The organism is Serratia sp. 201 (genome assembly GCF_037027545.1).
Lineage (GTDB): Bacteria > Pseudomonadota > Gammaproteobacteria > Enterobacterales > Enterobacteriaceae > Serratia > Serratia bockelmannii.
Genome location: NZ_JAXCHC010000001.1, coordinates 673,213 through 698,406, shown reverse-complemented (window position 1 = coordinate 698,406; position 25,194 = coordinate 673,213). Strand labels below are relative to the sequence as shown.

Here is a 25,194-nt window from a genome sequence, read left to right as displayed (position 1 = left end):
GTCTAGGGTTGGCGGTAGAGCAGCTGCTCCAACAGCCGCACCGGCGCGGTCTCCTCCGGCGCAGGCGACGCAAAGATCGCCTGCCGCCAGGCCTGGCTTTCGATCACGTCCAGCACCAGCTGCGCGAGCGGTAACGGCGCTATCGCCGCCGCGATCTCACCGGTTTGCTGAGCCTCGGCGATCGTCGTCGCCAGCGCCTCAATCAGTTGCCGCTGGTTGGCGCTGAACGGCTCGGCCAACGCCGGGTTGCGTGCCACCTCCGCCACGATCTCCGCCGACAGTTGCACATTGGCCGGCTCGGCGACAAAGGCGTGATAGGCGGTGAAAAAGGCCGACAGCGCCTGTTTCGGCCGCGTTCTGTCGGCCCGCAATCCGGCGGCGAACTCGGCGAATATGCCGTTTTCCAGCAGCGCAATTTCGCCGATCAACGCCTCCTTGCCGGAAAAATGGTTATAGAGGTTGCCGACGCTGACGCCCGCTGCCTGCGCGATATCTCGCATGCTGGTCTGGTGAAATCCCTTATGGGTAAAGCTGTGCAGCGCGGCCTCGACAATCTTTTCTCGATTTCCCATCGTCAGTTCCCGAAACGGTGAAGGGGCGCCTGGCGCCACAAATTGACATCAACAAATGAACGAACGTTCGTTCATTTTCAAGTCTAGCATAGACCGATAAAATTGAACCGCAGCTCAACGGCGCAGGAATCGGTAGGAAGAGGCAAACGCCGCCCCGCTTTTAGGGGCGGCGCCCGGCACACTCAGTGCAGCGCGTCGCCCTGCTTCACTGACGTAAATGCTTGCATCAGCTTCACGACGTCGTGCATGCCGATGTTGACCTGGTTGATCACTTCTCCGGCGTCATGGGTCAATGCCACGCCGCCGCCAGCCTGTTCCACACAGGTCGCCATGCCGGCGATCGCCGCCGCTACGCCCTGCTGGATAGACTTGGTCATGCGTTCGATCTCGGTCGCCGCCTTGCGCGACTGCTCCGCCAGCGTGCGCACTTCGTTGGCCACCACGGCAAAACCGCGCCCGTGCTCACCGGCGTGGGCGGCTTCGATGGAGGCGTTAATCGCCAGCAGGTTGGTTTGGGAGGCGATTTTACGAATGGCTTCGACGATGGTGCCGATCTGCTGAGAGCACTTACCGAGCTCGGTGACCACGTCCGACGTTTCGCGCGCCGCCGCTTCGACCTGCTGCATGCCCTTCACCGCCTGCTGTACGATGACCGCACCCTGCGCCGCCTGCCGATCGGTGTCAAGCGACAGATGATGCGCGTTACGCACCATCTCTTCTTCGTGCTGCTGCTGTTGCATCAGCCGGGTGATGTCCTGGGCAATCTTCACCACTTTCACCACCTGGCCGTCGTTGTCGAGGATCGGGTTATAGCTGGCCTCCAGCCATACCCGTTCACCGCGCCGGTTGACGCGCTCAAAACGCCCGGTGATGAACTCGCCGCGCGCCAGGCGCTGCCAATGCCGCCGATAATCGTCGGAAGCGGCGAACTCCGGCGGGCACAGCACCGCATGCGACTGCCCACACGCCTCTTCCAGCCGATAGCCCATTAGCGCCAACATATTGTCGTTGGCGCTGACAATGGTGCCCTGCGGCGTGAAAGAAATCATCGCCATCGAGCGATTCAACGCCGCCAGCAGGCTGCGGTGTTCCTGCGCCTGCGTCACTCGCTCGGTCACTTCGCTGGCGATCTTGACGATTTCCACCACCTTACCCTGTTTATTCAGCACCGGCGCATAGGTGCCCTGCAGCCACACCGCCTCGCCGTTTTTCGCGATGCGCTTTATGGTGTCCGTGATGGGTTGGCCTTTATTCAGCGTCTCCCAATGTTTGCGATATAACGGGCTGGCGACATAGTTCGGATCGCAGAAAATACGGTGATGCTGACCTATCACGTCATCGCGTTGAAATCCCAGCGTGCTGAGGAAAAGATCGTTGGCGCGCAAGACCGTGCCGTCGAGCGAAAATACGATCATCGGAACGGCGTGTTCTATCGCGCTCAGCTCGGCGCCTTTGTGGGTAGTTAACTGACTGAATCGTAACAGCATAAGGTGTAGTCCTTGTGGCAGATGATGGCGCTTTTCTTATTTTTCCTGGCCACATGCCGCGCCCACACGCAGACGTGCCATCGCGGAAGGAACGGGCAGCGCCGCTCCTTCTGGTTATTGCTCTTAACCGGATTAAATTTATTTATTCAGTAAAGTAATTATTCGAATTTAAATAAACCAACAACCTAAGATTTTTATTATGAAAACTGTATTGAGAATAACGTAAGTGATGAAAATTGAAAGGTAAAATGCGGATTTTTGTCGGCGCCGGCAGGATAACCGGCGCCGGGAAGATTAACGCCAGCGTTCGGCTGCCCAGGCGGCCTGTTGCTCGGCGTCGTGGAAGGTCCAGGCGACGAAGCGGCTGATCTTCTGCCCTTGCGCCATCTCGATGGTGCGCACCTCGGCCGCGCCCGCCACCTTCAGCGCATGATAAATGGCCGGCAGCGTGGTGTTTTTCGAGATGAGCGAAGTGAACCACAGGCAGTTGTTGGCCTTGCTGACGCTCTCTTCCACCATCTTGCGCACAAAGGCTTCTTCGCCGCCTTCGCACCACAGCTCGTTGTTCTTGCCGCCGAAGTTTTGCACCGGCTTGTCGGCCACTTCCCCTTTGCCCAATTTATGCAGCTTGCGGCGGGTGCTGGCGCGCGCTTCCTGCTCGGACGCGTGGAACGGCGGGTTGCACAGGGTGGCGTCGAATTTCTCGGCCGCGCCGATGATGCCGCTAAAAATCAGCTCAGGCTGTTTTTGCAGCCGCAGACGCACGCTATTGCGCAGTGTCGGGTTCATCTCGACGATCATCTTGGCCGCGTTGAGCGACACCGGATCGATTTCAGACCCGGTGAAACGCCAGCCGTATTCGCGCAGGCCGACGATCGGGTAGATGCAGTTGGCGCCGACGCCGACGTCGAGGATCGCCACGCCTTTGCCGCGCGGGATCTCGCCGCCGTTGCTGGTCGCCAGCAGATCCGCCAGGTGGTGCAGATAGTCGGCGCGGCCGGGGATCGGCGGGCACAGGTAATCAGCCGGAATATCCCAGTGTTCGATGCCGTAAAAGTGTTGCAGCAACGCACGGTTGAGCATTTTCACCGCCGCCGGATCGGCGAAATCCACCGAGACATCGCCCCAGGCGTTCGGTTTTACGAACGGCGCCAGCGCCGGGCAGCTGGCGATCAGCGCCGGGAAGTCGTAGCGCGAACGATGACGGTTGCGCGGATGCAGGCCGCTTTTCTGCTGCGGGAAGGTTTTCTTTTTTTCCACCGTGACGGGCTCTCTTGAAGGGATTTCCGGCGCGTAAGATAACACATCCGGCCCGCAATGGCGCAGCGGCGGGAAACCCGGCACAATGAAAGCTTCATCGATTGCCACAGGGGCCCCCATGAGCCGTGAATCTCGTTACTATTATGAACCCGCCGCCGGCCACGGCCTGCCGCACGATCCGCTGAACGCCATCGTCGGCCCGCGCCCCATCGGCTGGATCTCTTCCCGCAGCGCCGCTGGCTTGCGTAATCTGGCGCCCTACAGCTTTTTCAACTGCTTCAACTACCGCCCACCGATCATCGGTTTCGCCAGCACCGGCTGGAAAGACAGCGTGGCGAATATCGTAGAAACCGGCGAGTTCGTTTGGAACCTGGCGACGCGCCCGTTGGCGGAAGCGATGAACAACAGTTCCATCACCCTGCCGCGCGGTGAGGACGAATTCGCCTTCGCCGGCGTCACGCCGCTGCCCGGGCGCCGGGTCAAAGCCGAGCGCGTGGCCGAAAGCCCGGTGAACTTCGAATGCCGGCTGACCCAATGCATCCAACTGCAAACCGCCGCCGGGGAACAGGTGGAGACCTGGCTGGTGTTGGGCGAGGTGGTGGCGGTGCATCTCGATCCGGCGCTGCTGGATGAACACGGCGTCTACCAGACCGCCGCCGCCGAACCTATCCTGCGCGCCGGCGGCCCGACCGCCTACTACGGCATTTCCGAACAGCACCGTTTCGATCTGACGCGCCCGTCACGCTGATCGTTTCCCCCGTTTATGCAGAAGATAAACGGGGGAATTAATAATCAAAAAATCTGAATAAAACTATCAACACTCTCCGATTTCATCCCGCCTGTCACTGCGCAATAATCTGCCCATCGAAAGGCAAACCCTTTCTCCCTAATTCACTTTGACAGGAATGACGAACATGAAAACCATCAAAACTTTTGCTGCTGCTATTGCTCTGGCCACCGTTTCTTTCACCACTTTTGCCGCTGAACACGTCAGCGCCCAGGATGCCGCCCAATTCGAAAAAGCCGGCGTGATCGTCGCCAGCGGCGCAACCGACCTGAGCAGCCTGACCTCTCAGCTGGCCGCCAAAGCCGATGCCGTAGGCGCCAAGGCTTTCACCATCACCTCTACCAGCGGCAATAACCTGATGCACGCCACCGCGGTTATCTACAAATAATCGCCGCCCCAGACGTCCAAAAGCCCGCCGGATATCATCCCGGCGGGCTTTTTTTATGTTCGCGTACGTCAGCGCTGAATGGGTACGACAGCAATTTTCCTATCGTCCGCTTTGTCAGCAACCCACGCGTCAACGACCCGGAAAATACCGTCGCCAACAGGCAGAAACCCTTTATTTAATGGGGTTTGCAGGCAGTTAAGCACACATTTTTTTACCACCCCATTGCTGGACTAACGGGAGAGGATGATTATCATGTTACGCAGACTACAGATGCAGAGAGCGTTGTATGCAACATATCATTGAAGGTTTCCTCAGTTTCCAGAAAGAGATTTTCCCGCAGCGTAAGGAACTCTTTCGCAGCCTGGCCTCCAGCCAAAATCCTAAAGCGCTTTTCATCTCCTGTTCTGACAGCCGTCTGGTGCCCGAGCTGGTGACGCAGCAAGAACCTGGGCAGCTTTTCGTTATCCGTAACGCCGGTAACATCGTCCCTTCCTTTGGCCCGGAGCCGGGTGGGGTTTCTGCGACTATCGAATACGCGGTGGTGGCGCTGGGCGTGACTGATATCGTGATTTGTGGCCACTCGAACTGTGGCGCCATGAAGGCTATCGCATCCTGTCAGTGCCTCGATCCCATGCCTGCCGTTGCCCACTGGCTGCACTACGCGGATGCGGCCAAAGCGGTGGTCGAGAAGAAAACCTGGGATAGCGAAACAGACAAAGTGAACGCTATGGTGGAAGAAAACGTCATAGCCCAGCTAAATAATATCAAAACCCACCCTTCTGTGGCGGTGGGTCTGCGCAACAGTGGGCTGCGCCTACACGGCTGGGTATACGACATCGAAAGCGGCGAAATTCGCACGCTGGATAGAAACACCAAGAGCTTCGTGTCTCTGGCCGATAATCCCGACGTCTATTTCGAATAAAATAACGCCCGGTTTTTATCATTAAATAAAATCCACGCCGCGGCGTGGATTTTATTGTCAGCCTTAAGGCAAGCGCGCCTCTATCGCCGCAGCGAAGTCGCGGCACATCCGCTCGTCACCCTCGGCGTTGTCCGCCAATACCGTCTCGCCATCCACCACCCGGATGTGCGCCTGCAAATCGAAATCTGCCGGCGGCTGCGGGCGCTTGGCCGCGGCGGCCATCGTCTGCTGCGCCTCATGCCACGCCTGTGCCACCGTCTGGTTGCAGGCCTGCGCCAGATAGTCAGGATTAAACCCTTCGCCGGTCAGGCTGCGCAGCGTGTCGTCATGGCTGACGCTGTTGCCCGGCAACCAGTAGTGTTGCGCCAGATCCGGGCCAATGGCCGGGTTGTCCGTCAGGTAACCGTCGCGCTGCAGGAAGAAGTGACGGGTTTGCTCTACCGCCATCATCGCCAGCAGATAGCCCTGGTAGGAACAGGCGGATTCTAGCGACAGCAGGTGCGGGATCGCCAACGTCGGACGCGGGCTGCCGCTGATGCCGAGGATCTTTTGCTCGACCTCGCGCGCCAGCGCGGTAATGGCTTCCGGCGTGCGCTGCTCGTCATCCCACTGGTACAGCGCCCACTCGAAGTACGGCACCAGCAGGATGTGGCGTTCGTTGAACGCACGCATCGGCTGGCGCGCCGCGATGCCGGCCTCGATCAGCGCATCAGGCACCGCTTCGCCGGCGGCGTTTTTCGCATAGCGTTTCAGCCAGTCGGCGTCGTCCAGCAGGCTGTCGCAGAACATCGACTGGGTTTCGGCATAGGCCATCGAGGTCGGTGGGAACTCCTGCGAGAAGCACGGCGCATTCTGGCGAATGTTGGCGAAGTGCGCCGCGTGGCCGCCCTCGTGGAAGAGGGTGTTGAGCCCGTAAGCGCCGCTGCCCACCTGCCCCGGCTGCGCCAGGCTGGTGAAGTTGATGCGCGCCGGCACCCATTCCCCCTGGCGCACAAACGGCGGCACCGGGCCGTGCATAAAGCCGTTCTCATACTTGCCTTTGCGCACCAGCAGATCGAGGTTCATCTCGGCGCCGCCAAAGCCGATGTGCAGGCGTTTGAAGCTGTCGACCCAGCGTTCCAGCGAACGAGAAAACGGGAAGTAAGGATCCAGTTGACGGGTGACGTCGCCGGCGCTGGCGAAGCGTACGTTCCACGGCTCCAGCGCCTGGCCGCCCTTGTCGGCCGCCAGCTGTTGCAGGCTGCGCGCGTTGGCCTCGCGGGTTTCCCGCTCGAAACGATCCAGAATGGCGAACAGCTGCTCCGGCGTCATGCGCTCGGTTTTGTTCACCTTGTAGTCGAAATAGTTGCGATAGCCCATCTGGCGCGCAAAGCGGTTGCGCAGGCCGATCAGCTCCGGCAGGCCGTTATGCAGCAGCCATTGCTCCAGGTCGCGCAGCGCCTGCTGCGAACTGCGGCGGTAGTCTTCGTTCGGGTTGGTCGCCTGGTTGGTCAGCAGCTCGCCGAGCGAGGCCGCCACCCGCTGGCCGTCGGCGTTCAGATGTGTGACCTGATAGCCCTTGCGGCGCGAGTAGAGATCGGACTCGGCGTGAATGATCTGATCCAACAACGCCTGCGCCTGCGGATCTTCAATGGCGTTACAGTCGAAGAAACGCAGCCAGCCTTGCAGGCCGTGGATCAGCGCATCGCGCTGCGCCTCCTGCGGCAGCGTTTCCAATCCGGCCAGCAGATTGCGGATCTCGGCCAGCCGGCGCGGTTCGGCGATAAAGCGCTTATAGGCGCTTTCCGCGGCGGAAAAGCGCGCCGACACGCCTTCATCGCCGGTGCCCATGTAGTTTTGCCAGAACAGTTCTTCTTTGGCGCGGTGAACGTCGAGGTAATCCTGGTTCAATTGATTGAAGTAATCGAGAGCCTGTTGCATAACCGTCCTTCTCAGCCGATGAGGAAATATCCCAGTATAGTCGCGCTTAGGCCTGACGCAGGCGCTGCAGCCCCTGCTCGAGCGTCTCGCTCTCGCCGGCGGCCACCAGGCAACAGGCGACCTGCCGCTGGATGGCCTGCGGGATCGCCACCTCGCCCGCCAGGCAGCGCTCGGTCCAGCGTGCGGTGGTTTCCGCGTCTTTCGCCGCCGGCAATGCCGGCGTTTCATCCTGCAAGGTGCGCTCCAGCAATACGTGCTGTTCGCCGCCGACGATGTGGTGAATTTGCGGGCAGCGCAGCGGGTTGGCGTAGGCTTCACCTTCGGTGCCGTGCATCAGCAGCCCGCGGGCGCCGATTTGGCGGAAAAACGATGCCACCCGGCCAACATACTCCGGGTGAGAGACGCTGGCGAGGCGCAGCGCATCCTGTTCGCCGAACGGCGTCGCCAGCTTGGCCAGCGTATGGGCGCTGTTGCGCACCCCCATGCGCCAACGCAATCCGAGCTGCCGCGCCAACGGCGCCGACAACGTGGAAACCGGCATGAATACCGCCTCGCCGTTATCGAGACGCCGCTGGGCGTGAGCAGCCTGTTCCGACCACGGCAGCCCCAGAGCGCGGAAAATCTCGGCGCTGGTCACGCGGGTGCTGTCGTCCAGCACGCCGTGCACCACCACCGGCAGGCCCACTTTCGCCAGCAGCAGCGCCAGCAGCGGCGTCAGGTTGGCCTGCTTGCGCGCGCCGTTGTAGCTCGGCAGCACCACCGGCAATGGCCGCCCCTGCGGCGCCTGCAGCGGCAACACCTGCTGCTGCATCGCCTGATAGAAGCCCAGCATCTCCTCTTCGGCTTCGCCCTTGATGCGCAGTGCGATCAGAATGCCGCCCAGCTCCAGCTCGGGGACCTCCCCGGCCAGCATCGCCTGATACAGCTCAAAGGCGGTCTGCCGGTCCAGGTCGCGCGCATGATTTTTGCCGCGGCCTATTTCTTTGATAATTTTGGTGTAATCCATCCGAAGGTTCCCTCAGCTCACTCTTCGGTTAGCATACCCTATCCGCGCCGCCGCTCAACCTCCGCCGCCAGTCGCCGCTGCGCGTCATCGCCCTCGCGCAGCCCGGCGATCACCCCGCCGGCATCGTCGGCGCTGCGGTTCTGGCTCATTTTCCATTTGCCTTCGCGCCGGGTAACGGCGATCTCGATACCGACGATGCCTTTAAGCTGTGCGGCGATATAGTTGGCCGGCGCGTCGTCGAGCCGCCAGGGCGCCGGGCGGCGCCCTTCCTGTTGTGCCGTCAGGTCGATCAGCTGGCGGCGCAGCCAGGCCGGATCGTCCGTCACCGTCGGCACGCCATACAGCTGCACCATGCTGTAGTTCCAGGTCGGCACCACTTTGCCGGTCTGGCACTTGCTCGGGTACCAGCCGGGCGACACATAGCCCTCCACGCCCTGAAAAATCACCAGGCATTCCGCCGCGTGCTGCAGCCGTCGCCAGTGAGCGTTGGCGCGCGACAGGTGCGCCCGCAGCCGGATCTGCCCCTGTTCGACATCGGCCAGAAACGGCAGCGGATCGGCCGTTAATCCCTGCTCGCCGTGGCTGACCAATAGCCCCAACGGGTGGGCGCGCACCAGCGCCAGTTGGGCATCCAGATTGTCTTCGCGAAATGTGGCGGGTTGAAACATCAGTGTGGCTCCTTATCGCTCTCTCATGATGACAACAGTAAAGCACCCGCCGGCGGCCTACTTAAGATCCGCTTTCTGAGTATTTCGAGTGATCCGGTTTAACAACAGCAGGGCGATGCCCATCGCCAACAGATTAAATACCATGGCGCCGGCAAAGGCCTGGGCATAGCGCTCCGCTGCGCCGCCGCTCGCCAACAGCGGTACAAAAGCGACGCCGCTGACCACGATGCCCAGCGCGCCCCCCACCTGCTGCACGGTGGCAACCAGACCCGCCGCCATGCCCGCCTGCCGCTCCGGCGCCAAACCCAGCACCAGATTCAGCAGCGGCGTCATGCTCAGCGCCTGACCGAATCCCAGCACCACTAACCCCGGCAGCAGCCGCAGAGGGTGCGCCAGCGCCTCACCCCACAGCGCCTGCGCCATCAATAGCGCCAACCCGGCGGCGTAAATCGCCACGCCCACGCTCAGTACGCCATTGCCCCAACGCAGCGCCAGCCGGGGCGCCAGCATCGACGCCAGCATAAAGGCCGCGCTGGCCGGGGCGAACAGGCTGCCCGCCTGAAAAGGCGTCAGCCCCGCCCCCGCCTGCAGCAGCAGTGCGAAACACAAGAAAAACGAGGAGGCGGTGGCATAAATCGCCAGCACCACCGCCATGCCCGGCGCGAAGCCCGCCTGACGGAACAGCGCCGGATCGAGCACCGCATCATCACCGCGCTGCGCCAGACGGCGCTCCCAACGCAGAAAGCCCCACAGCGTCAGCATCGCTAACGCCAACATCGGCGCTATCCACCACGGCCAGCCGCGCGCCGGCCCCTCCAGCAACGGCAGCAACAACAGCGACAGGCCGGTCGCCGCCAGCCACAGGCCAACGCCGTCCAGCCGCTGCGCCTGCGCCACGCGCGATTCGGGAATGCGCCGCGCCGCCCACAGCGCCAGTGCGCCGATCGGCAAATTGATCAAAAAGATCATGCGCCAGCCGCTGCCGAACAGGTTAGCCTCGATGATAAATCCGCCGAGGATCTGGCCGAAGATCGCCGCCAATCCCAGCGTCATGCCCAGCCAAGCGAAGGCGCGTCGCCGCTGTTGCGGCGCGTACAGCACCCGCATCAAGGCGTAAATTTGCGGGAACAACAGCGCCGCCGTCGCCCCCTGCAGAATACGCGCGGCGATCAGCAGGCCGAGCGATCCCGCCAGCCCGCACAGCAGGGAGCTCAACGTGAATCCCAGCATGCCGAGGCTGAACAAGCGCCGACGCCCGAAGCGATCGCCCAGACGCCCACCGGCGATCAACAGCACCCCAAACGCCAGCTCGTAACCGGCGACGATCAAACCGACCCCGGCGAAATCGGCGGCGAACTGCCGCTGGATCACCGGCGCCGCCACGTTGACCACGAACAGATCGAACACCGTGACGAACCCGCCTAACAGCAGCACCGGCAGGCCGGGCAGCCCTCGCCGCTCACCAGATAATGAATGTTCCATACCACCTCCAGAGATTATGATGGCCGCAGTATGGAACAAGGTTTAAACTGTTACTATATAGCCATTTATACTATTACTGACAGCAACAGGACGGCCGACATGCCCCCACGCACCCTCGAACGCACCCGCCACGAACTGGGGGATTTTCTGCGGCAAAAACGAGAACAACTGTCGCCAGAGGCGGTCGGCTTGCCGAGCGGCAGCCGCCGCCGCACGCCGGGATTGCGGCGCGAGGAGGTGGCGGCGCTGGCCGGCGTCGGCCTCACCTGGTACACCTGGCTGGAGCAAGGCAGGGAAATCAATGCGTCGGTGACGTTTTTGGAAAATCTGGCGCGGGTGCTGCAGCTCGACGCCGCCGGCCGCTACCACCTGTTCTTGTTGGCGCATCAGCGCCCGCCGGTGCCGGTTGGGCATCAGTGGTGCCAGGTTTCGCCGTTGGTGCGGCGCCTGCTGGACGATTTGACGCTGCGGCCGGCCTACGTCATGAACCTGAGTTGGGACATCATCGCCTGGAATCCGGCGGCGCAGCGGCTGTTCGCCATCGGCGATCGCCCGGCGCAAGAACGCAACATGTTGTGGATGCTGTTTGCCGATCCGCAGCTCAATGCGCGCCTGCTGGAGTGGCGGGCGCAGGCGCCGCAAATCCTGGCCAGCTTCCGCCGCGACTACGCCCGTGCGCCGGAGGATGAGGTGATGCGCCAACGGGTACAGGCGCTGGAGCAGGTATCGCCGCAATTCCGCCAGCTCTGGCGGCAGCATGACATTCACGGACGTTGCCAGGGGCGGCGCAGCTTCATCGTCCCGGCAATCGGCCCGGTCACCTTTGACCACGCCTCTTTCATCGTCGACGAAGAGAACCACCTGCGGTTGGTGATGTACAGCGCGCTGCAGGACGAACCGGCCAGCGCGGCGTTTGAAGCGCTGCTGCGCGAGGGTTAGCGGCGGCTGTCGAAAATGAGTTTGCAGGCCAGCCCGGCGAATACGCCGCTCAGCAGGTAGTTCGGCCAGCGGGCGCTGAAGCGGCGGCCGGCGAAGCGGCTTTTCATGCCGCTGACCGCCAGGATCACCCCGCCGTTAATCAGCAACCCCACCAGATTCAGCACCGTCGCCAGCGCCAGCATCTGTACCACCACCGAGCCGGCACGCGGATCGATAAACTGCGGGAACAGCGCCAGCACGAACAGCGCCATTTTCGGGTTGAGGATGTTGGTGAACAGTCCCTGCCGGAAAATTCGCGCCGTCGGCACGGCCTGCAACCCGGCAGAAGCCTGCAGACTGCTGCCGGATCGCAGCGTTTTCCACGCCAGGTAGAGCAGATAGGCGGCGCCCAACATTCTCACCGCGTCGTAAGCCAGCGGCACCGCGACGAACAGTTGCGACAACCCCAGCGCCGCCGCCAGCGCGTGGCAGTATGTGCCGAGCTGAATGCCCGCCAGCGAAGCGAAACCGGCGCGCCGCCCCTGGCTGACGCTGCGCGAAGCGATCAGCAGCATATCCGGGCCGGGGGTCAGCGCCAGCGCCACACAGGCACCGGAAAACAACAACAACGTTGCGGCATCAATCATGAATCACCTGATAAGAAGACGGACGGGGATGGAGCGTCCATCATAGCGACGCCGACGTGGCTTGTCAGCGCCGCTCACCTCAGATCACCCACAAATCGAGATACTCGTTGACCGGCATCTGCGCCAGCCGCTGGCGGTCCAGCGACACCTCGAGAATGCGCTGCTGCTGCAGGGCTGGGAACTGGCGCGCCAGGTTGATTTTGAACTTCTCGATCAGCAGCGGGATGCCCTCTTCGCGCCGCCGCGCATGGCCGATAGGATACTCCACCGCCACCTCATCCAGACGGCTGCCGTCGGCGAACTCCACCGTCAGCGCATTGGCGATCGAGCGCTTTTCCGGATCGTGATAATCGCGCGTGAAAGCGGGATCTTCATGGCAGTGGATCTTGCTACGCAATGCGTCGATACGCGGATCTTCGGCCACCCGGTCTTCGTAATCCGCCGCCGTCAGCCGGCCGAACAGCAACGGGATCGCCACCATATACTGAATGCAGTGATCGCGATCCGCCGGGTTATCCAGCGGCCCCTGCTTGTCGATAATGCGCAGGCAAGCCTCGTGGGTGCGGATGCTCACCCTGGCGATGTCGGCGGCGGTTTTGCCGGCGGCCTGCATCTGGCGGTGCAGCGTCATGGCCGCCTCCACGGCGGTCTGGGCATGGAACTCCGCCGGGAACGAAATTTTAAACAGCACGTTCTCCATCACATACGCGCCGTACGGCCGCTGGAAGCGGAAAGGTTTGCCGTTAAACGAGACGTCGTAGAATCCCCAGGTCGGTGCCGTCAGCGCCGAGGGGTAGCCCATTTCGCCGGTGGCGGCCATCAGCGCCAACCGCACCGCGCGGGCGGTCGCATCCCCCGCTGCCCAGGATTTGCGGGTGCCGGCGTTCGGCGCGTGGCGATAGGTACGCAGCGACTGCCCGTCCACCCACGCCAGCGACACCGCGTTCAGGATCGCCTCGCGGCTCAGGCCGAGCAACTGCGCCACCACCGCGGTGGACGCCACCTTCACCAGCAGCACGTGATCCAACCCTACCCGGTTGAAGGCGTTTTCCAGCGCCAGGCAGCCCTGGATCTCATGCGCCTTGATCATGGCGATCAGCACCTGCCGCATGGTCAGCGGCGCTTTGCCCGCCGCCACCGCCTGGCGAGAGAGCCAATCGGCCACCGCCAGGATCCCGCCCAGGTTATCCGACGGGTGGCCCCACTCCGCCGCCAGCCAGGTGTCGTTGAAGTCGAGCCAGCGGATCATGGCGCCGATATTGAACGCCGCCTGCACCGGATCCAGCTGGAAACGGGTGCCGGGCACCCGGCTGCCGTTCAGCACCTCGGCGCCCGGCACCACCGGCCCCATCAGTTTCTTGCAGGCCGGGTAGCTCAGCGCCTCCAGCCCGCAGCCGAGGGTGTCGAGCAGGCAATAGTGAGCGGTGCGGTACGCCGCCGGGCTATCGACGGCCTCTTTCATCACATAATCGACGATATCGACCATTTCGCGATCGAACGGCGGACGGCGGGTATTGGCAGACTCAAGCATCATGATTTCCAAAGGCTCCAGAGTGAAAACGACACGATAACGACCGGCGCTCAGCGCTGATCCAGCGGTACGAACGCCCGCGCTTCCGGCCCGGTATAGTTGGCGGACGGGCGAATGATTTTGTTGTCCTGCCGTTGCTCGATGATGTGCGCCGACCAGCCGCTGACGCGCGCCATGACAAACAGAGGCGTGAACATTTCAGTGGGCACCCCCAGCTGGTGGTAAGACACCGCCGAGAACCAGTCGAGGTTGGGGAACATCTTTTTGGTGTCACGCATCACGCTTTCCAGCCGATCGGCGATGTCATACAGCTTCATCGCGCCCGCTTCCTGCGACAGGCGCAGCGCGATCTCTTTGATCACCTGATGGCGCGGATCGGAGACGGTGTACACCGGGTGCCCAAAGCCAATCACCACCTCTTTGTTGTCGATGCGGCGGCGAATGTCGGCTTCCGCTTCGTCCGGCGTTTCATAGCGTTGCTGGATCTCCAGCGACACCTCGTTGGCGCCGCCGTGCTTCGGCCCGCGCAGCGCGCCAATGGCGCCGACGATCGCCGAATAGACGTCGGATCCGGTGCCGGCGATCACCCGGCCGGCGAAGGTCGAGGCGTTGAACTCATGCTCGGCGTACAGGATCAATGACGCGTGCATCGCCTGCTCCCAGCTGGCAGAAGGCGCCTCGCCGTGCAGCAGGTGCAGAAAGTGGCCGCCGATGGAATCGTCGTCGGTCTCCGGCTGAATGCGCTCGCCGTTGTGGCTGTAGTGATACCAGTAGAGCAGCATCGATCCCAACGACGCCAGCAGCCGATCGGCAATGTCGCGCGCGCCGGCCGCGCCGTGCTGCTCTTTTTCCGGCAGCGTGCAGCCAAGGGCCGAAACGCCGGTGCGCATCACGTCCATCGGATGCGAAGCCGCCGGCAGCGCCTCCAGCACCGTGCGCACGCTGGCGGGCAGGCCGCGCAGCGCTTTGAGACGGTGTTTATAGGCCTGCAGCTCGTCGCGGTTGGGCAACTTGCCGTGGATCAGCAGATGGGCGACCTCTTCAAACTCGCAGTGGCGCGCGAGATCGAGGATATCGTAACCGCGGTAGTGCAGATCGTTGCCGCTGCGCCCTACGGAACACAGCGCGGTATTTCCGGCGGGCACGCCGGATAACGCCACGGATTTTTTCGGCTTAACGCCAGTCGGGCTTTGCGGGGGGATCGCTTGGCTCATACTGTCCTCATTTGGCTTCTGCGTGAATGGCGCTTATTCGTCGCGCTGGCGAGCGAACAAAGCGTCGAGTTTCTCTTCGAACAAATAGTAGTTGATGCTTTCGTACAGCTCGTTGCGGGTCTGCATGGTGTCGATGACGCTTTTCTGCGTGCCCTCCTCGCGCAGGGCGCGGTACACCCGCTCCGCCGCCCGGTTCATCGCCCGAAAGGCCGACAGCGGATACAGCGCCATATCCACCCGAGCGCTGCGCAGCTCGTCGGTGGTGAACAGCGGCGTCGCGCCGAATTCGGTGATGTTGGCGAGGATCGGCACCTGCGTCGCTTCGGCGAAACGGCGGTACATGCCCAGTTCGGTGATCGCTTCCGGGAACAGCATGTCGGCCCCGGCCGCCACGTAAGCCTGAGCGCGCTCGATGGCCGCTTCCAGCCCCTCCACCGCCAGCGCGTCGGTGCGCGCCATGATCACGAAGTCCGGATCGCTGCGCGCATCTACCGCCGCCTTGATGCGATCCACCATCTCTTCGGTGGAGACGATGGCCTTATTGGGCCGATGGCCGCAGCGCTTGGCGCCGACCTGATCTTCGATATGCAGCGCCGCCGCCCCGGCCTTGCTCACCGAGCGCACCGTGCGGGCGACATTGAACGCCGAAGCGCCGAAACCGCTGTCGACATCCACCAGCAGCGGCAGCGGGCAGACGTCGGTGATGCGGCGAATATCGGTCAACACATCGTCCAGCGTCGAAATGCCCAGGTCCGGCAATCCCAGCGAACCGGCCGCCACACCGCCGCCGGAAAGATAGATGGCCTGGAATCCGGCCCGCTGAGCCAGCAAGGCATGGTTGGCGTTGATCGCGCCGGCGATTTGCAGGGGTTTTTCTTTACTCAGGGCCTGACGAAAGGCGAGCCCGGGTGAGCGCAGCGTCATGACGTTTTCTCCGATTAGCCAGATGAAACAGACAGAGCAAGGAGCGGGCCAGGTTTCACTTCGGTGAGGGGAAAAATTAAAAACGATAAAAATAAGTGAGTTACAACATATTCAGCGCCATTGGCCTGGCAAAGGGATAAAAAACGTTTCAGTTAACGTTTCAATCGTTGTTTCACACAGTAAATTTGAAACATAACTGAAACCGGGCTACACCTAATGCAGCCACTTCCATTCGGTAACCCACCATGAGCGATCACATCACGACATCCCGCGCGCCGGACAAACCGGTGATCTGGACCGTCTCCATCACCCGCCTGTTCGATCTGTTCCGGGACATCAGCCTCGAGTTCGACCATCTGGCGACCATCACCCCGATCCGTCTCGGCTTCGAGGAGGCGGTGCAGCACATCCGCGCACGCCTGGCGACCGAACCGTGCGACGCCATCATCGCCGCCGGCTCCAACGGCGCCTACCTGAAAAGTCGCCTGTCGGTGCCGGTCATCCTGGTCAAGCCCGGCGGCTTCGACCTGCTGCAGGCGCTGAGCAAGGCGCGCAGAACCGCCGATCGGATCGGCGTCATCACCTATAAAACGCCTTTGCCCGCACTGATGGAGTTCCAGCAAACCTTCGATCTGCCGCTGGAACAGCGCAGTTACGTCACCGAAGAGGACGCCCGCGGCCAGATCGCCGAGCTGAAAGCCGCCGGTATTCAGGCGGTGGTCGGCGCCGGCCTCATCAGCGATCTGGCGGAAGAGGCCGGGCTCACCGCCATTTTTCTCTATTCCGCCGCCACCCTGCGCGCCGCCTTCAGCGATGCGCTGGACGTAACGCGCCTGATGCTGAGCGGCGGCAAACGCGGCGGCGATTACGCCGCACGCGATACCCTGCAGCCACGCTATGGGCTGGGCGATTTGCAGGGCGACTCCCCGCAGATGGAGCAGACCCGGCGCACCATCATGCTGTACGCCCGCTCGCCGGCGGCGGTATTAATTGAAGGAGAAACCGGCACTGGCAAAGAGCTGGCGGCGCAGGCAATCCACCGCGAATACTTTTCCCGGCGCGGCGCACCGTCCAGGGGGGCGACGCCGCCGTTCGTCGCCATCAACTGCGGCGCCATCGCCGAATCGCTGCTGGAGGCGGAACTGTTCGGCTATGAGGAAGGCGCCTTCACCGGATCACGGCGCGGCGGCCGACGCGGGCTGCTGGAAACCGCCAACGGCGGCACTCTGTTTCTGGATGAGATCGGCGAAATGCCGCTGCACCTGCAAACGCGACTGCTGCGCGCGCTGGAAGAGAAAACTATCACCCGGGTGGGCGGGCAACAGCCGGTAACGGTCGACTTTCGCGTCATCAGCGCCACCCACACCCGCCTGGAGCAGGCGATTCAACGGGGCGGTTTTCGCGCCGATCTGTTTTATCGCCTGAGCGCCCTGCGGCTGCAGCTGCCGCCATTGCGGGCGCGCGGCGACGATATTGCGATGCTGGCGGAACACTTTCTGAAACAGTCGCTGGCGGCGCTCGATGTGCCGCTGACGGAGCCGCTGCGCACCGCCCTGGCCGGCTGTTACGCCGCGCTAAGCCATTACGCCTGGCCCGGCAACCTGCGCGAACTGCGCAACATGATGGAACGGGTAGCGCTGATGCTGAGCACCGGCGCAGCGCCGAGCGGTGAAACGCTGCAGTGGCTGTTGCCGGAGCTGGCGGCGGTCACGCCGCCCGAGACGCAGGCGGCGCCCATCTCCGCCCACGAAGCCCTGGCGCGGTGCGGGGGCGACCACGCCGCCGCCGCCCGGTTGCTCGGGATCAGCCGCACCACCATATGGCGCCGGCTGAAAAAACCGAACTGAGCATCAGCCGGCGCGCCGGCCGTCCGAGGCCGGCAGCAGTCGCGCTCGCCGATCGCCCAGCAGGTTCATGCCCGCCGCCGCCAGCAGGATGATCGCCGCGCCCAGCAGCTGCCACGCCGACAGGCGGTGGCCAAACGCCAGGCGATCCACCAACATGGCGGCGATCGGGTAGATAAACGACAGCGAGCCGATCAGGTTGGTGGGCAGCTTCTGCAGCGCACCGTACATCAACACGTACATCAGGCCGGTGTGCAGCACGCCGAGCGTCGCCAGCATCCCCCACTGCCCAACGCTAGCCGAAACATGGAAATCCACCAGCGGCAACAGCATCACCGCCCCTACCGTCACCTGGATCAGCGCAATGAGATGCGGCGGCGTGCCCTTCAGCCGCTTGGCCGCCAGCGCCATCAGGGCGTAGAAAAACGCCGCGCCGAGCGCCAGCGCGATGCCCGCCAGATAATGGCTCTGCTCCCCCGCCTGCCGCGGCTGCGCCAGCACCACCAGCATCATGCCGCCGAACGCCAGCCCCAGCCACAGCAGCTTGCGGGCGGTCAGCCGTTCCCCCAAAAACAGCGCCCCCAGCCCTACCAGCATAAACGGCTGGGTGTTATACACCGCGGTGGCGATGGAAATAGAGGCATAGGAATAGGCGGCAAACAGCAGCAGCCAGTTGATCACCAGCGCGACGCCGCCGGCGATCGCCAGCAGCAGCGTGGCGCGCGTCAGCGCATCGCGTCGCAGCTGCCCCAGTACGCCGCACACCGCCAGCAGCACCAGCGCGCCTACCGCGCAGCGCCAAAACACCACGTTGATAACCGGCTGGCCGGACATCAACACAAACCAGCCGATAGAGCCGGAAATCAACATCGCCGCCGCCATCTCCAGCGATCCGCGTTTTATCTCTGCATTCATTCTGCATTCCTCGAAGCTTGCCCAGAGACATAGCTTGCGGCTTCGCGGGGCGGCTTTCCATAGCATAAAAAAGGCAGATATGCTTAACTGCCTTTTTATCGCAGCTATAATAAAGAAAATACCTAACGGAGGCGTTATGGATGATATCGATCGCCAAATCCTGACCATTCTGGCGGAAGATGCGCGTGCATCGTTGAAGACGCTGAGCGCGCAGGTGGGGCTGTCGTCGCCGAGCACGTCGGAAAGACTGCGGCGGCTGGAGGAAAGCGGCGTGATCCAGGGTTATACCCTGAACGTCAATCTGCAGGCGGTAGGCTATGCCTTCGAGTCGCTGGTGCGCATCAAGCCGCTGCCGGGCATGCTGAAGAAGGTCGAGCAGCTGATTCAGGCGATCCCGGAAGTGGTCGAATGCGATAAGGTGACCGGCGAAGACTGCTTTATCGTGCGGCTGGTGGCGCACTCGATGGAACAGCTCGACCATACCCTCGATCGGCTGGCCGAGCATGCGCAGAGCAACACCTCGATCGTGAAAACCACGCCGGTCAAGCGCCGCCTGCCGCCGCTGCTCTGATCAACGCCGCCGTTTGCGGGCGAACGGGTTGCCGCGCTTCTTCTCTTTTTTGGCCGCGTCGGCGGCGGATTTCAGCGCCGCCAGATGCGCCTTGTCGGCCTCCGGCACCGCGCGCTGCTCAATCGGGAACACCGGCAGCGACGCCAACAGCCGCGAACCGTAGTTTTTGGTCAACAGCCGGCGATCGTAGATCACGATCTCGCCGTAGCATTGGTTACTGCGGATCAGTCGGCCGACCTGCTGGATCAGGTTGAACGAGGCGCTCGGCAGGCTCTGCACTTCGAACGGATAGCGCTTCAGTGATTTCAGCCACTCGCCTTCGGTGATGATCACCGGGCTGTCGATCGGCGGGAACGCGATTTTGTGAATATGCACCTGGGTCAGCAGTTCGCCTTTCAGATCCAGCCCTTCGGCGAACGATTGCAGCCCCACCAGCACGCTGGCGACGCCCTTCTCCACCCGCTTGCGGTGCTCTTCCACCAGCCGGTAGCGCGGCTGGTCGCCCTGCACCAGCAGCATCAGCCGCAGATCGGTCACGTAGCTGAGGAAAGTCTGCATCGCCCGGTGGCTGCTGAACAGGATCAGCATGCCTTTGTGCTTGCCGCTCGCCTGCTCGGCGCGGAAAAACCGCGCCATCTCCTCGAGGTGCTCCGCCTCGTTGGCGAGCGCCGGTTCATAGCGCATCTGCGGAATGACAATTTTGCCCTGTTCGACGTGATTGAACGGCGAAGAGAGCGTTTCGAAGCGATCGCCGGCCTTCTCGCTCAGCCCGCTCATCTCCTGCAAACGCGCGAAGCTGTTCAGTGAACGCAGCGTGGCCGAGGTGACCACCACGTGCGGCACCTTGCGCCACAGCAGCTTCTCCAGCTGGTCGCTGACGCGGATGCCGACGCAGTGCAAATACAGATGGGTAACGTTATCGCGCAGCTCGCGCGTGACCCATTTGGAGATCGGCGCGTTGGACGACTTGTCGAGCGCCGCCAGCCGCCACAGCTTGCTCATCGCCTCCAGATAGCCCAGCGTGCGGCTCATCTGAATGATCGCGCGATGCAGACGCACGATGTCGTGCTTGCCGGTCTGCTCGGTAAGATCGTTAAGCACGAACTCCGCCAGCCCGCGTAATGCATCGGTCAGTTTAAACAGCCGTGCGCAGCTCTCCACCATCTCCGCGGGCAGCTCGCCCATTTCAAAACGGTGCTCGGCCGCCACGCTATCGCCGGGCAGGTAGGCGCTGACCTGATGCTCGAAGATCTGCACCAGCTCGCGCAGCTCCTCGCAATGGTTTTTCAGCCGTTCGCTGTTGGCCAGCCCCGGCGGATTCTTCGGCCGGTACTGCGTCATGCACTGCTCGACCTGGCGCACGATCATGTCCAACTGCAGGTTGGTCGACAGCGCGGTGATTTCCCCGTCGATCTCCAGCGCGTCGCGCGCCACCTCAGGCAAATGATGGCCTTCGTCCAGCACCAGCAGCAATTCTTTCGGGTTCGGCAGCACCGATTCCGTCTCCAGCGCCGCCATCACCAGCGCGTGGTTGGCCACCACCACGTCGGCGCTCTCGATCTCTTTGCGGGCAATATAGAACGGGCATTCGCGAATGTAGTGGCAGTTGCGCCCCAGGCAGTTGGCCTTGTCGGTGCTCAGCTTGGCCCACAGCGGATCGTCGATGCTCTGCTGATAGTGATCGCGCAGCCCGTCCCACTCGAAGCGAGCCAACGCCTTGGTCAGTTTCTGGCACAGCGCCTGCTCTTCGCCGCTGGACGGCGCCAGTTCGTCGTCGAGGAACAGCGTCAGATCGCCCTGTTGACTGACGTCGGTGCTCATCGCCGCCAGGTTACGCGGGCAGACGTAACGCCCGCGGCCAAAGGCACCGGTAAATTTCAGATCGGGGATAATCTTCTTCAGCAGCGGCAAATCTTTGCTGTAGATCTGGTCCTGTAGCGCCACGTTGGCGGTGCTCACCACCAGCGGCTTGCTCTCCGCCCGCCCGACGGCGATGCCCGGGATCAGATAAGACAGCGTTTTACCGACGCCGGTCGGCGCCTCGATCGCCAGATGGCGCGGGTAGTCACCGGCCAACGTCTTCGCCACCTCGGCGATCATCTGACGCTGGGGCGCGCGGGAAATGAAATCCGGTATTTGCTGCTGCAGGGCTTTGTACCACTGGCCAATCTGATCTTTAACTGCGGAGGAGAGCGCCATTCAACTCTTATCTAAACGAAATGATGGCGCTATTGTCCCACAGACCGCCGGCGACGTCAGCCCGAGTTACGCCTGCGGCTCGATCATCGAGACGCGACCACCGCCGAACGACCACTCGTCCAACTGGGTGGTGGCGATCACCACCATCACATCCTCGGGGTTCAGCCGCAGCTTTTCCATCAGCAACGCCGCCAGCCGTCGGTAGAAACGCCGCTTGGTGTCGCTGTCGCGCGGCCGCCCGGCGGTGATGTAAAACAGCACGAAATCCGCGCTGCGCGGCCCGCCGAGATAGTCGCGATCGTAGATAAGCTCACCGGGGCGGTATTGATCGATCACCTGAAATTTGTCCGTCGGCGGCACCTCGAACGCCTCTACCAGCGCCTGATGCAGGCTGTCGGACAAGGTTTGCAGGTAGTCAGCGGATTTGCCCTGATGCAGGGCGATGCGGCTAAACGGCATGGGGCGCCTCCGGTTCCAGCTCGCGCAGGCGCGCCACGGCCGATGCCGCTGCAGGCCAGCCGGCGTAGAACGCCAGATGGGTGATGAGCTCGGCCAGTTGCTGACGCGCCACGCCGTTGCGCTGCGCCAGCTGCAGGTGAAACGGCAGCTGTTCCACGCGGTTGAGCGCCACCAGCGCGGCGACGGTGATCAGGCTGCGCTCGCGCGGGCTCAGCTCTGGCCGCTGCCAGACATCGTCAAACAATATGTTGTCGCTGAGCTGCGCCAGCTTGGGGGCAATATCGCCGAACGCCTGTTGCCCGGCCTGGGATTCTGATGGCATCACACTCTCCTGTCAGTTGCGGATAGCCTTACGCTACCCGCCGCCGCAGCGAGTGAAAATCGGGATTTTCGGCAGTCTCGATTCAGAAAAACGGGAGGGTTCCCCGCCGGGCAGCGGGGAGGTTTCACGATTCCAGTGGGGCAACGCCGTCGAAATGGGCGCTCAGCAGCGCATTCAGCTCCGGCCGCTGCTCCACCCGTTCGGCGATGGCGTACAGCCGCGGGCAGTGCTGCCGGAACCATGCGCGGCCCGGCCGCCAGTTGCACATCACCGCCACGTACAGATCCAACGCGCTGAAGCTCTTGCCGAGAAACCACGGGCCCGCTGCGCCGGCGGCGGCGTTCAGCTGCTGCAATAAACGCTCGCGATAATCCATCACCGCATTTTTCAGCTGCTCCGCCCCCGCCGCCTGCGGCTGCCAGCGCTGCGGATGGTCGGCATAGGTGAAGGTGGGGTAAATCTCCGCGTTAATGAACAGCAGCCAGCGCAGAAAACGCGGCAACAGCGGCGAGCCGCCGGGCGGCGCCAGTTCAGCATGCGGTGCGCGATCGTGCAGCAGCAGGATAATCGCCGCGCTCTCCGTCATCACTTCGTCATTGGGCAACACCAAGGTAGGCACCTGGCCCAGCGGGTTTAGCGCCAGCAGGCGATCGCGCTCCGGGCCGTCCTGCGTGTAGTCCACCTCCTCATAGCCCCAGGGGAACGCGGTCAACGCCAACGCGGCGGCCACGATCGTCGAACCGCAACCCTGCGTGCCGAACAAAGTATAAGTATCGTGCATGATTCCTCCCGCAGCGGAACAAGGTATCGATAACTGTAGACCAGCCGCCGACCGTCGGCTGAAGAAAAAATTCACCCTTTGCGCGACTTTTTTAATCGTTCGACATGAAAATGAATTTTTTGTCATAAATGGATCACATTACTACGGTAAAAATTCTCCGCCGCCAACAATCAGGCGGCACAGTGAAACAGCAATGCAACTGATGATAAGCGTCTTTCAATCGAATAAAGCAGGGTAACCCATGAAACGTAATCTTCTGGCCGTTATTATTCCGGCACTTTTACTTGCGCAAGCGGCACAGGCAGCAGAAATCTACAATAAAGACGGCAACAAGCTCGATTTTTACGGCCGTGTAAAAGCCCTGCATTATTTCTCCGATGATGCCGGCAACGACGGTGATAAAACTTACGTCCGCATCGGCTTTAAAGGCGCGACTCAGATTAACGATATGCTGACCGGCTACGGCCAGTGGGAATATCAGATCGCCGCCAACCATACTGAATCCGACGGCACTAAAGACACCAAAACGCGTCTGGGCTTCGCCGGTCTGAAATATAAGGATCTCGGCTCCTTTGACTACGGCCGCAACTACGGCATCATTTACGACGTCGGCGCCTGGACGGATATGATCCCTGAATTCGGCGACGATGCTTATATCAAGACCGACAACTTCATGAACGGCCGCACCAACGGCGTCGCCACCTACCGTAATAACAACTTCTTCGGTCTGGTTGACGGCCTGAAATTTGCCGTGCAGTACCAGGGCAAGAACGAAAACGACGGCCGCTCCGCCAGCAAGGCGAACGGCGACGGTTGGGGCCTCTCCTCCAGCTACGAAATCATCGACGGTCTGAGCGTGGGTGCCGCCTATGCCTCTTCCAACCGCACCGCCACGCAAAAAGCGGGCACCTTCGGTAAAGGCGACAAGGCCGATATCTGGGCCGGTGGTCTGAAATACGACAACAACAACGTCTACCTGGCCGCGACTTATTCGCAGAGCCGCAATATTGCGCCTATTTCCGGCACCGCCACCATCAATAACAATTCGACTTCCGTTAGCGGCTTCGCCAATAAAGCGGAAGGGATTGAATTGGTCGCGCAATATCAGTTCGACTTCGGTCTGCGCCCATCGCTGGGTTACGTTCAGCAGAAAGGCAAAGATATTGAAGGCATCGGCGATGTCGATCTGGTGAAATATTTCGACGTGGCGGCGACCTATTACTTCAACAAAAACATGTCCACTTATGTCGAATATAAAATCAACCAGCTCGATGACGACAACAAGCTGGGCCTGAAAAACGACGACGTCGTTGTTCTCGCCCTGACCTACCAGTTCTGATGTGATGAATGAATAACCACCACTGCAAACTTTAGCGTCACTTGATACCCAGAGTTTTATTTCGCCGGGCGGCTGCGTCCGGCTTTTTTGTTTTTATTTTCCCCGCCAACGAATCCCCCCGCTTGCCTTGCAAAACAAACGGGTCTACATGTATAGCTTTCCCCCGAGCGGAATCAGCCATGCACAACGACGGACGCTTCGACTTCCACAACGCCGTGCGCTACAGCAGCGACGAGCTGGCCAATATCCTCACCCACTGTTTTGAAAACTACATTGTACGCTTCGTGCTCGACGGGCCGGCCTTCGCCGCCCGCTTCGGCGCCGAAGACCTCAGCCTGAACGACAGCTTGATCGTCACCCATCGCCAGGAACCGGTGGCGGTGGCGCTGATCGCCCGTCGCGGCCGACACAGCCGGGTCGCGGCCTTTTCCATACGCCCCGAGATGCGCGGTCAGGGGCTGGGTAAGGCGCTGATGCAGCGGGTGGTGGCGGATGCCCGTCAGCGCGGCGACCATCGGCTGTCGCTGGAAGTGATCGAAGGCAACGAAGCCGCGCTGGCGCTGTACCATCGCGCCGGGCTGCGCATCGTGCGCACCCTGACCGGCCACCAGGCGCCGGCGGAAGTGCCGCCAGGCACGGCGGTGCTGCAGGCGGTCGATACGTTGACCGTCAGCCATTGCCTGACGGCGGAAGGCGCCACCGACCTGCCCTGGCTGATTGCCCCCGAATCGCTGTTCAAGCTGCCGGGCACACCGCGAGCCTATACGCTCAATCGTCAGGCCTACGCCGTGGTGATGCCCGGCGCCGAGCACTGCTGGCTGCGCCTGATCTACGTGCCCCCGCAGCACCGCGGTCAGGGGCATGCCCGCGCCTTGCTGGCCGCCCTGCAAGCGCAGTTCGCCCCTTTGCCGCTGACCGCCAACGTCTTTGTGCCCGAGGTGGCCGCCCCCTTCTTTACGCATCTTGGCTGGCGTCAGGAGCCCCTGCGCCAGTTCGAGATGGATATGCTGCTGGACAGCCCACAAGACTAAAACCGAG

24 protein-coding genes are annotated in these 25,194 nt (G+C 62.2%); 8 read left to right on the top strand and 16 right to left on the bottom strand.

What is annotated here, in order from left to right; all coding sequences use genetic code 11:
- Nucleotides 1–2: 2 nt before the first annotated feature.
- The 3 genes from WA302_RS03835 to rlmF form a co-directional block, all read right to left on the bottom strand.
- A complete protein-coding gene (locus WA302_RS03835) occupies nucleotides 3–572 on the bottom strand; it encodes a TetR/AcrR family transcriptional regulator (RefSeq protein ID WP_025302081.1) in 570 nt (189 codons plus the stop codon).
- A gap of 182 nt (nucleotides 573–754) precedes the next feature.
- A complete protein-coding gene (locus WA302_RS03830; protein WP_060432706.1) occupies nucleotides 755–2,059 on the bottom strand; it encodes a methyl-accepting chemotaxis protein in 1,305 nt (434 codons plus the stop codon).
- A 294-nt stretch (nucleotides 2,060–2,353) separates the two neighbouring features.
- The gene (gene rlmF / locus WA302_RS03825) at nucleotides 2,354–3,319 is read right to left on the bottom strand and encodes a 23S rRNA (adenine(1618)-N(6))-methyltransferase RlmF (protein WP_167325058.1); all 966 of its coding nucleotides are present in this window, start codon (nucleotides 3,317–3,319) and stop codon (nucleotides 2,354–2,356) included.
- Nucleotides 3,320–3,437: 118 nt separating this feature from the next.
- Here rlmF and WA302_RS03820 point away from each other — a divergent pair, with 118 nt between their 5' ends.
- From WA302_RS03820 to WA302_RS03810, 3 genes are all read left to right on the top strand, one after another.
- A complete protein-coding gene (locus WA302_RS03820) occupies nucleotides 3,438–4,067 on the top strand; it encodes a flavin reductase family protein (RefSeq protein ID WP_025302078.1) in 630 nt (209 codons plus the stop codon).
- A 166-nt stretch (nucleotides 4,068–4,233) separates the two neighbouring features.
- Nucleotides 4,234–4,494 (top strand): multiple stress resistance protein BhsA, encoded by a 261-nt coding sequence (gene bhsA, locus WA302_RS03815; protein WP_025302077.1) that lies wholly within the window; start codon nucleotides 4,234–4,236, stop codon nucleotides 4,492–4,494.
- A gap of 286 nt (nucleotides 4,495–4,780) precedes the next feature.
- Nucleotides 4,781–5,416: a carbonic anhydrase gene (locus tag WA302_RS03810; protein WP_025302076.1), complete on the top strand. Its 636-nt coding sequence runs from the start codon at nucleotides 4,781–4,783 to the stop codon at nucleotides 5,414–5,416.
- A gap of 63 nt (nucleotides 5,417–5,479) precedes the next feature.
- On the opposite strand, the gene WA302_RS03805 is transcribed toward WA302_RS03810, so the two are convergent.
- From WA302_RS03805 to WA302_RS03790, 4 genes are read right to left on the bottom strand one after another with little or no spacing between them, the layout of a single operon-like run.
- Entirely contained in the window at nucleotides 5,480–7,336 is a 1,857-nt protein-coding gene (locus WA302_RS03805; protein WP_025302075.1) for a M3 family metallopeptidase, read from the bottom strand.
- 46 nt (nucleotides 7,337–7,382) lie between these two features.
- The gene (ybiB, locus tag WA302_RS03800) at nucleotides 7,383–8,342 is read right to left on the bottom strand and encodes a DNA-binding protein YbiB (protein ID WP_043137073.1); all 960 of its coding nucleotides are present in this window, start codon (nucleotides 8,340–8,342) and stop codon (nucleotides 7,383–7,385) included.
- 38 nt (nucleotides 8,343–8,380) lie between these two features.
- Nucleotides 8,381–9,010 carry an FMN-binding negative transcriptional regulator gene (locus WA302_RS03795; RefSeq protein ID WP_301479809.1) on the bottom strand — a complete coding sequence of 210 codons (630 nt, stop codon included), beginning with the start codon at nucleotides 9,008–9,010 and terminating at the stop codon, nucleotides 8,381–8,383.
- Between the two features lie 57 nt (nucleotides 9,011–9,067).
- Nucleotides 9,068–10,492, bottom strand: coding sequence for an MFS transporter (locus WA302_RS03790; protein ID WP_301479807.1), 1,425 nt, complete (start codon nucleotides 10,490–10,492; stop codon nucleotides 9,068–9,070).
- 99 nt (nucleotides 10,493–10,591) lie between these two features.
- Between WA302_RS03790 and WA302_RS03785 the strand changes: the two genes are divergently transcribed.
- Nucleotides 10,592–11,431 (top strand): helix-turn-helix transcriptional regulator, encoded by an 840-nt coding sequence (locus tag WA302_RS03785; RefSeq protein ID WP_301479805.1) that lies wholly within the window; start codon nucleotides 10,592–10,594, stop codon nucleotides 11,429–11,431.
- Here the strand turns inward: WA302_RS03785 and WA302_RS03780 are convergent.
- The 4 genes from WA302_RS03780 to prpB form a co-directional block, all read right to left on the bottom strand.
- Nucleotides 11,428–12,057, bottom strand: coding sequence for a LysE family translocator (locus tag WA302_RS03780; RefSeq protein WP_025302070.1), 630 nt, complete (start codon nucleotides 12,055–12,057; stop codon nucleotides 11,428–11,430). The genes WA302_RS03785 and WA302_RS03780 overlap by 4 nt on opposite strands.
- A gap of 79 nt (nucleotides 12,058–12,136) precedes the next feature.
- Nucleotides 12,137–13,588: a bifunctional 2-methylcitrate dehydratase/aconitate hydratase gene (locus WA302_RS03775; RefSeq protein WP_049208991.1), complete on the bottom strand. Its 1,452-nt coding sequence runs from the start codon at nucleotides 13,586–13,588 to the stop codon at nucleotides 12,137–12,139.
- A 50-nt stretch (nucleotides 13,589–13,638) separates the two neighbouring features.
- Nucleotides 13,639–14,802, bottom strand: a complete 1,164-nt coding sequence (prpC, locus tag WA302_RS03770) for a bifunctional 2-methylcitrate synthase/citrate synthase (protein ID WP_049208902.1) — start codon at nucleotides 14,800–14,802, stop codon at nucleotides 13,639–13,641.
- Nucleotides 14,803–14,835: 33 nt separating this feature from the next.
- Nucleotides 14,836–15,726, bottom strand: coding sequence for a methylisocitrate lyase (prpB, locus tag WA302_RS03765; protein ID WP_016928535.1), 891 nt, complete (start codon nucleotides 15,724–15,726; stop codon nucleotides 14,836–14,838).
- 245 nt (nucleotides 15,727–15,971) lie between these two features.
- On the opposite strand from prpB, the gene prpR reads away from it, so the two are divergent.
- On the top strand, nucleotides 15,972–17,573 hold the full coding sequence (gene prpR / locus WA302_RS03760) for a propionate catabolism operon regulatory protein PrpR (protein ID WP_336062963.1): 1,602 nt from the start codon (nucleotides 15,972–15,974) through the stop codon (nucleotides 17,571–17,573).
- Between the two features lie 3 nt (nucleotides 17,574–17,576).
- On the opposite strand, the gene WA302_RS03755 is transcribed toward prpR, so the two are convergent.
- Nucleotides 17,577–18,485: a DMT family transporter gene (locus tag WA302_RS03755; protein WP_025302065.1), complete on the bottom strand. Its 909-nt coding sequence runs from the start codon at nucleotides 18,483–18,485 to the stop codon at nucleotides 17,577–17,579.
- A 136-nt stretch (nucleotides 18,486–18,621) separates the two neighbouring features.
- On the opposite strand from WA302_RS03755, the gene WA302_RS03750 reads away from it, so the two are divergent.
- A complete protein-coding gene (locus tag WA302_RS03750) occupies nucleotides 18,622–19,056 on the top strand; it encodes an Lrp/AsnC family transcriptional regulator (RefSeq protein WP_025302064.1) in 435 nt (144 codons plus the stop codon).
- On the opposite strand, the gene dinG is transcribed toward WA302_RS03750, so the two are convergent.
- The 4 genes from dinG to WA302_RS03730 form a co-directional block, all read right to left on the bottom strand.
- Entirely contained in the window at nucleotides 19,057–21,255 is a 2,199-nt protein-coding gene (gene dinG / locus WA302_RS03745; protein WP_025302063.1) for an ATP-dependent DNA helicase DinG, read from the bottom strand.
- A 66-nt stretch (nucleotides 21,256–21,321) separates the two neighbouring features.
- A complete protein-coding gene (locus WA302_RS03740) occupies nucleotides 21,322–21,714 on the bottom strand; it encodes a tautomerase family protein (protein WP_089195663.1) in 393 nt (130 codons plus the stop codon).
- Nucleotides 21,704–22,036, bottom strand: coding sequence for a carboxymuconolactone decarboxylase family protein (locus tag WA302_RS03735; protein ID WP_025302061.1), 333 nt, complete (start codon nucleotides 22,034–22,036; stop codon nucleotides 21,704–21,706). Before WA302_RS03735 ends, WA302_RS03740 begins: the two co-directional genes overlap by 11 nt.
- A 124-nt stretch (nucleotides 22,037–22,160) precedes the next feature.
- The gene (locus WA302_RS03730; protein ID WP_025302060.1) at nucleotides 22,161–22,817 is read right to left on the bottom strand and encodes a glutathione S-transferase family protein; all 657 of its coding nucleotides are present in this window, start codon (nucleotides 22,815–22,817) and stop codon (nucleotides 22,161–22,163) included.
- 241 nt (nucleotides 22,818–23,058) lie between these two features.
- On the opposite strand from WA302_RS03730, the gene ompC reads away from it, so the two are divergent.
- Nucleotides 23,059–24,156, top strand: a complete 1,098-nt coding sequence (gene ompC / locus WA302_RS03725; protein WP_025302059.1) for a porin OmpC — start codon at nucleotides 23,059–23,061, stop codon at nucleotides 24,154–24,156.
- Nucleotides 24,157–24,335: 179 nt separating this feature from the next.
- Nucleotides 24,336–25,187: a GNAT family N-acetyltransferase gene (locus WA302_RS03720; RefSeq protein WP_197790576.1), complete on the top strand. Its 852-nt coding sequence runs from the start codon at nucleotides 24,336–24,338 to the stop codon at nucleotides 25,185–25,187.
- Nucleotides 25,188–25,194: the final 7 nt, after the last annotated feature.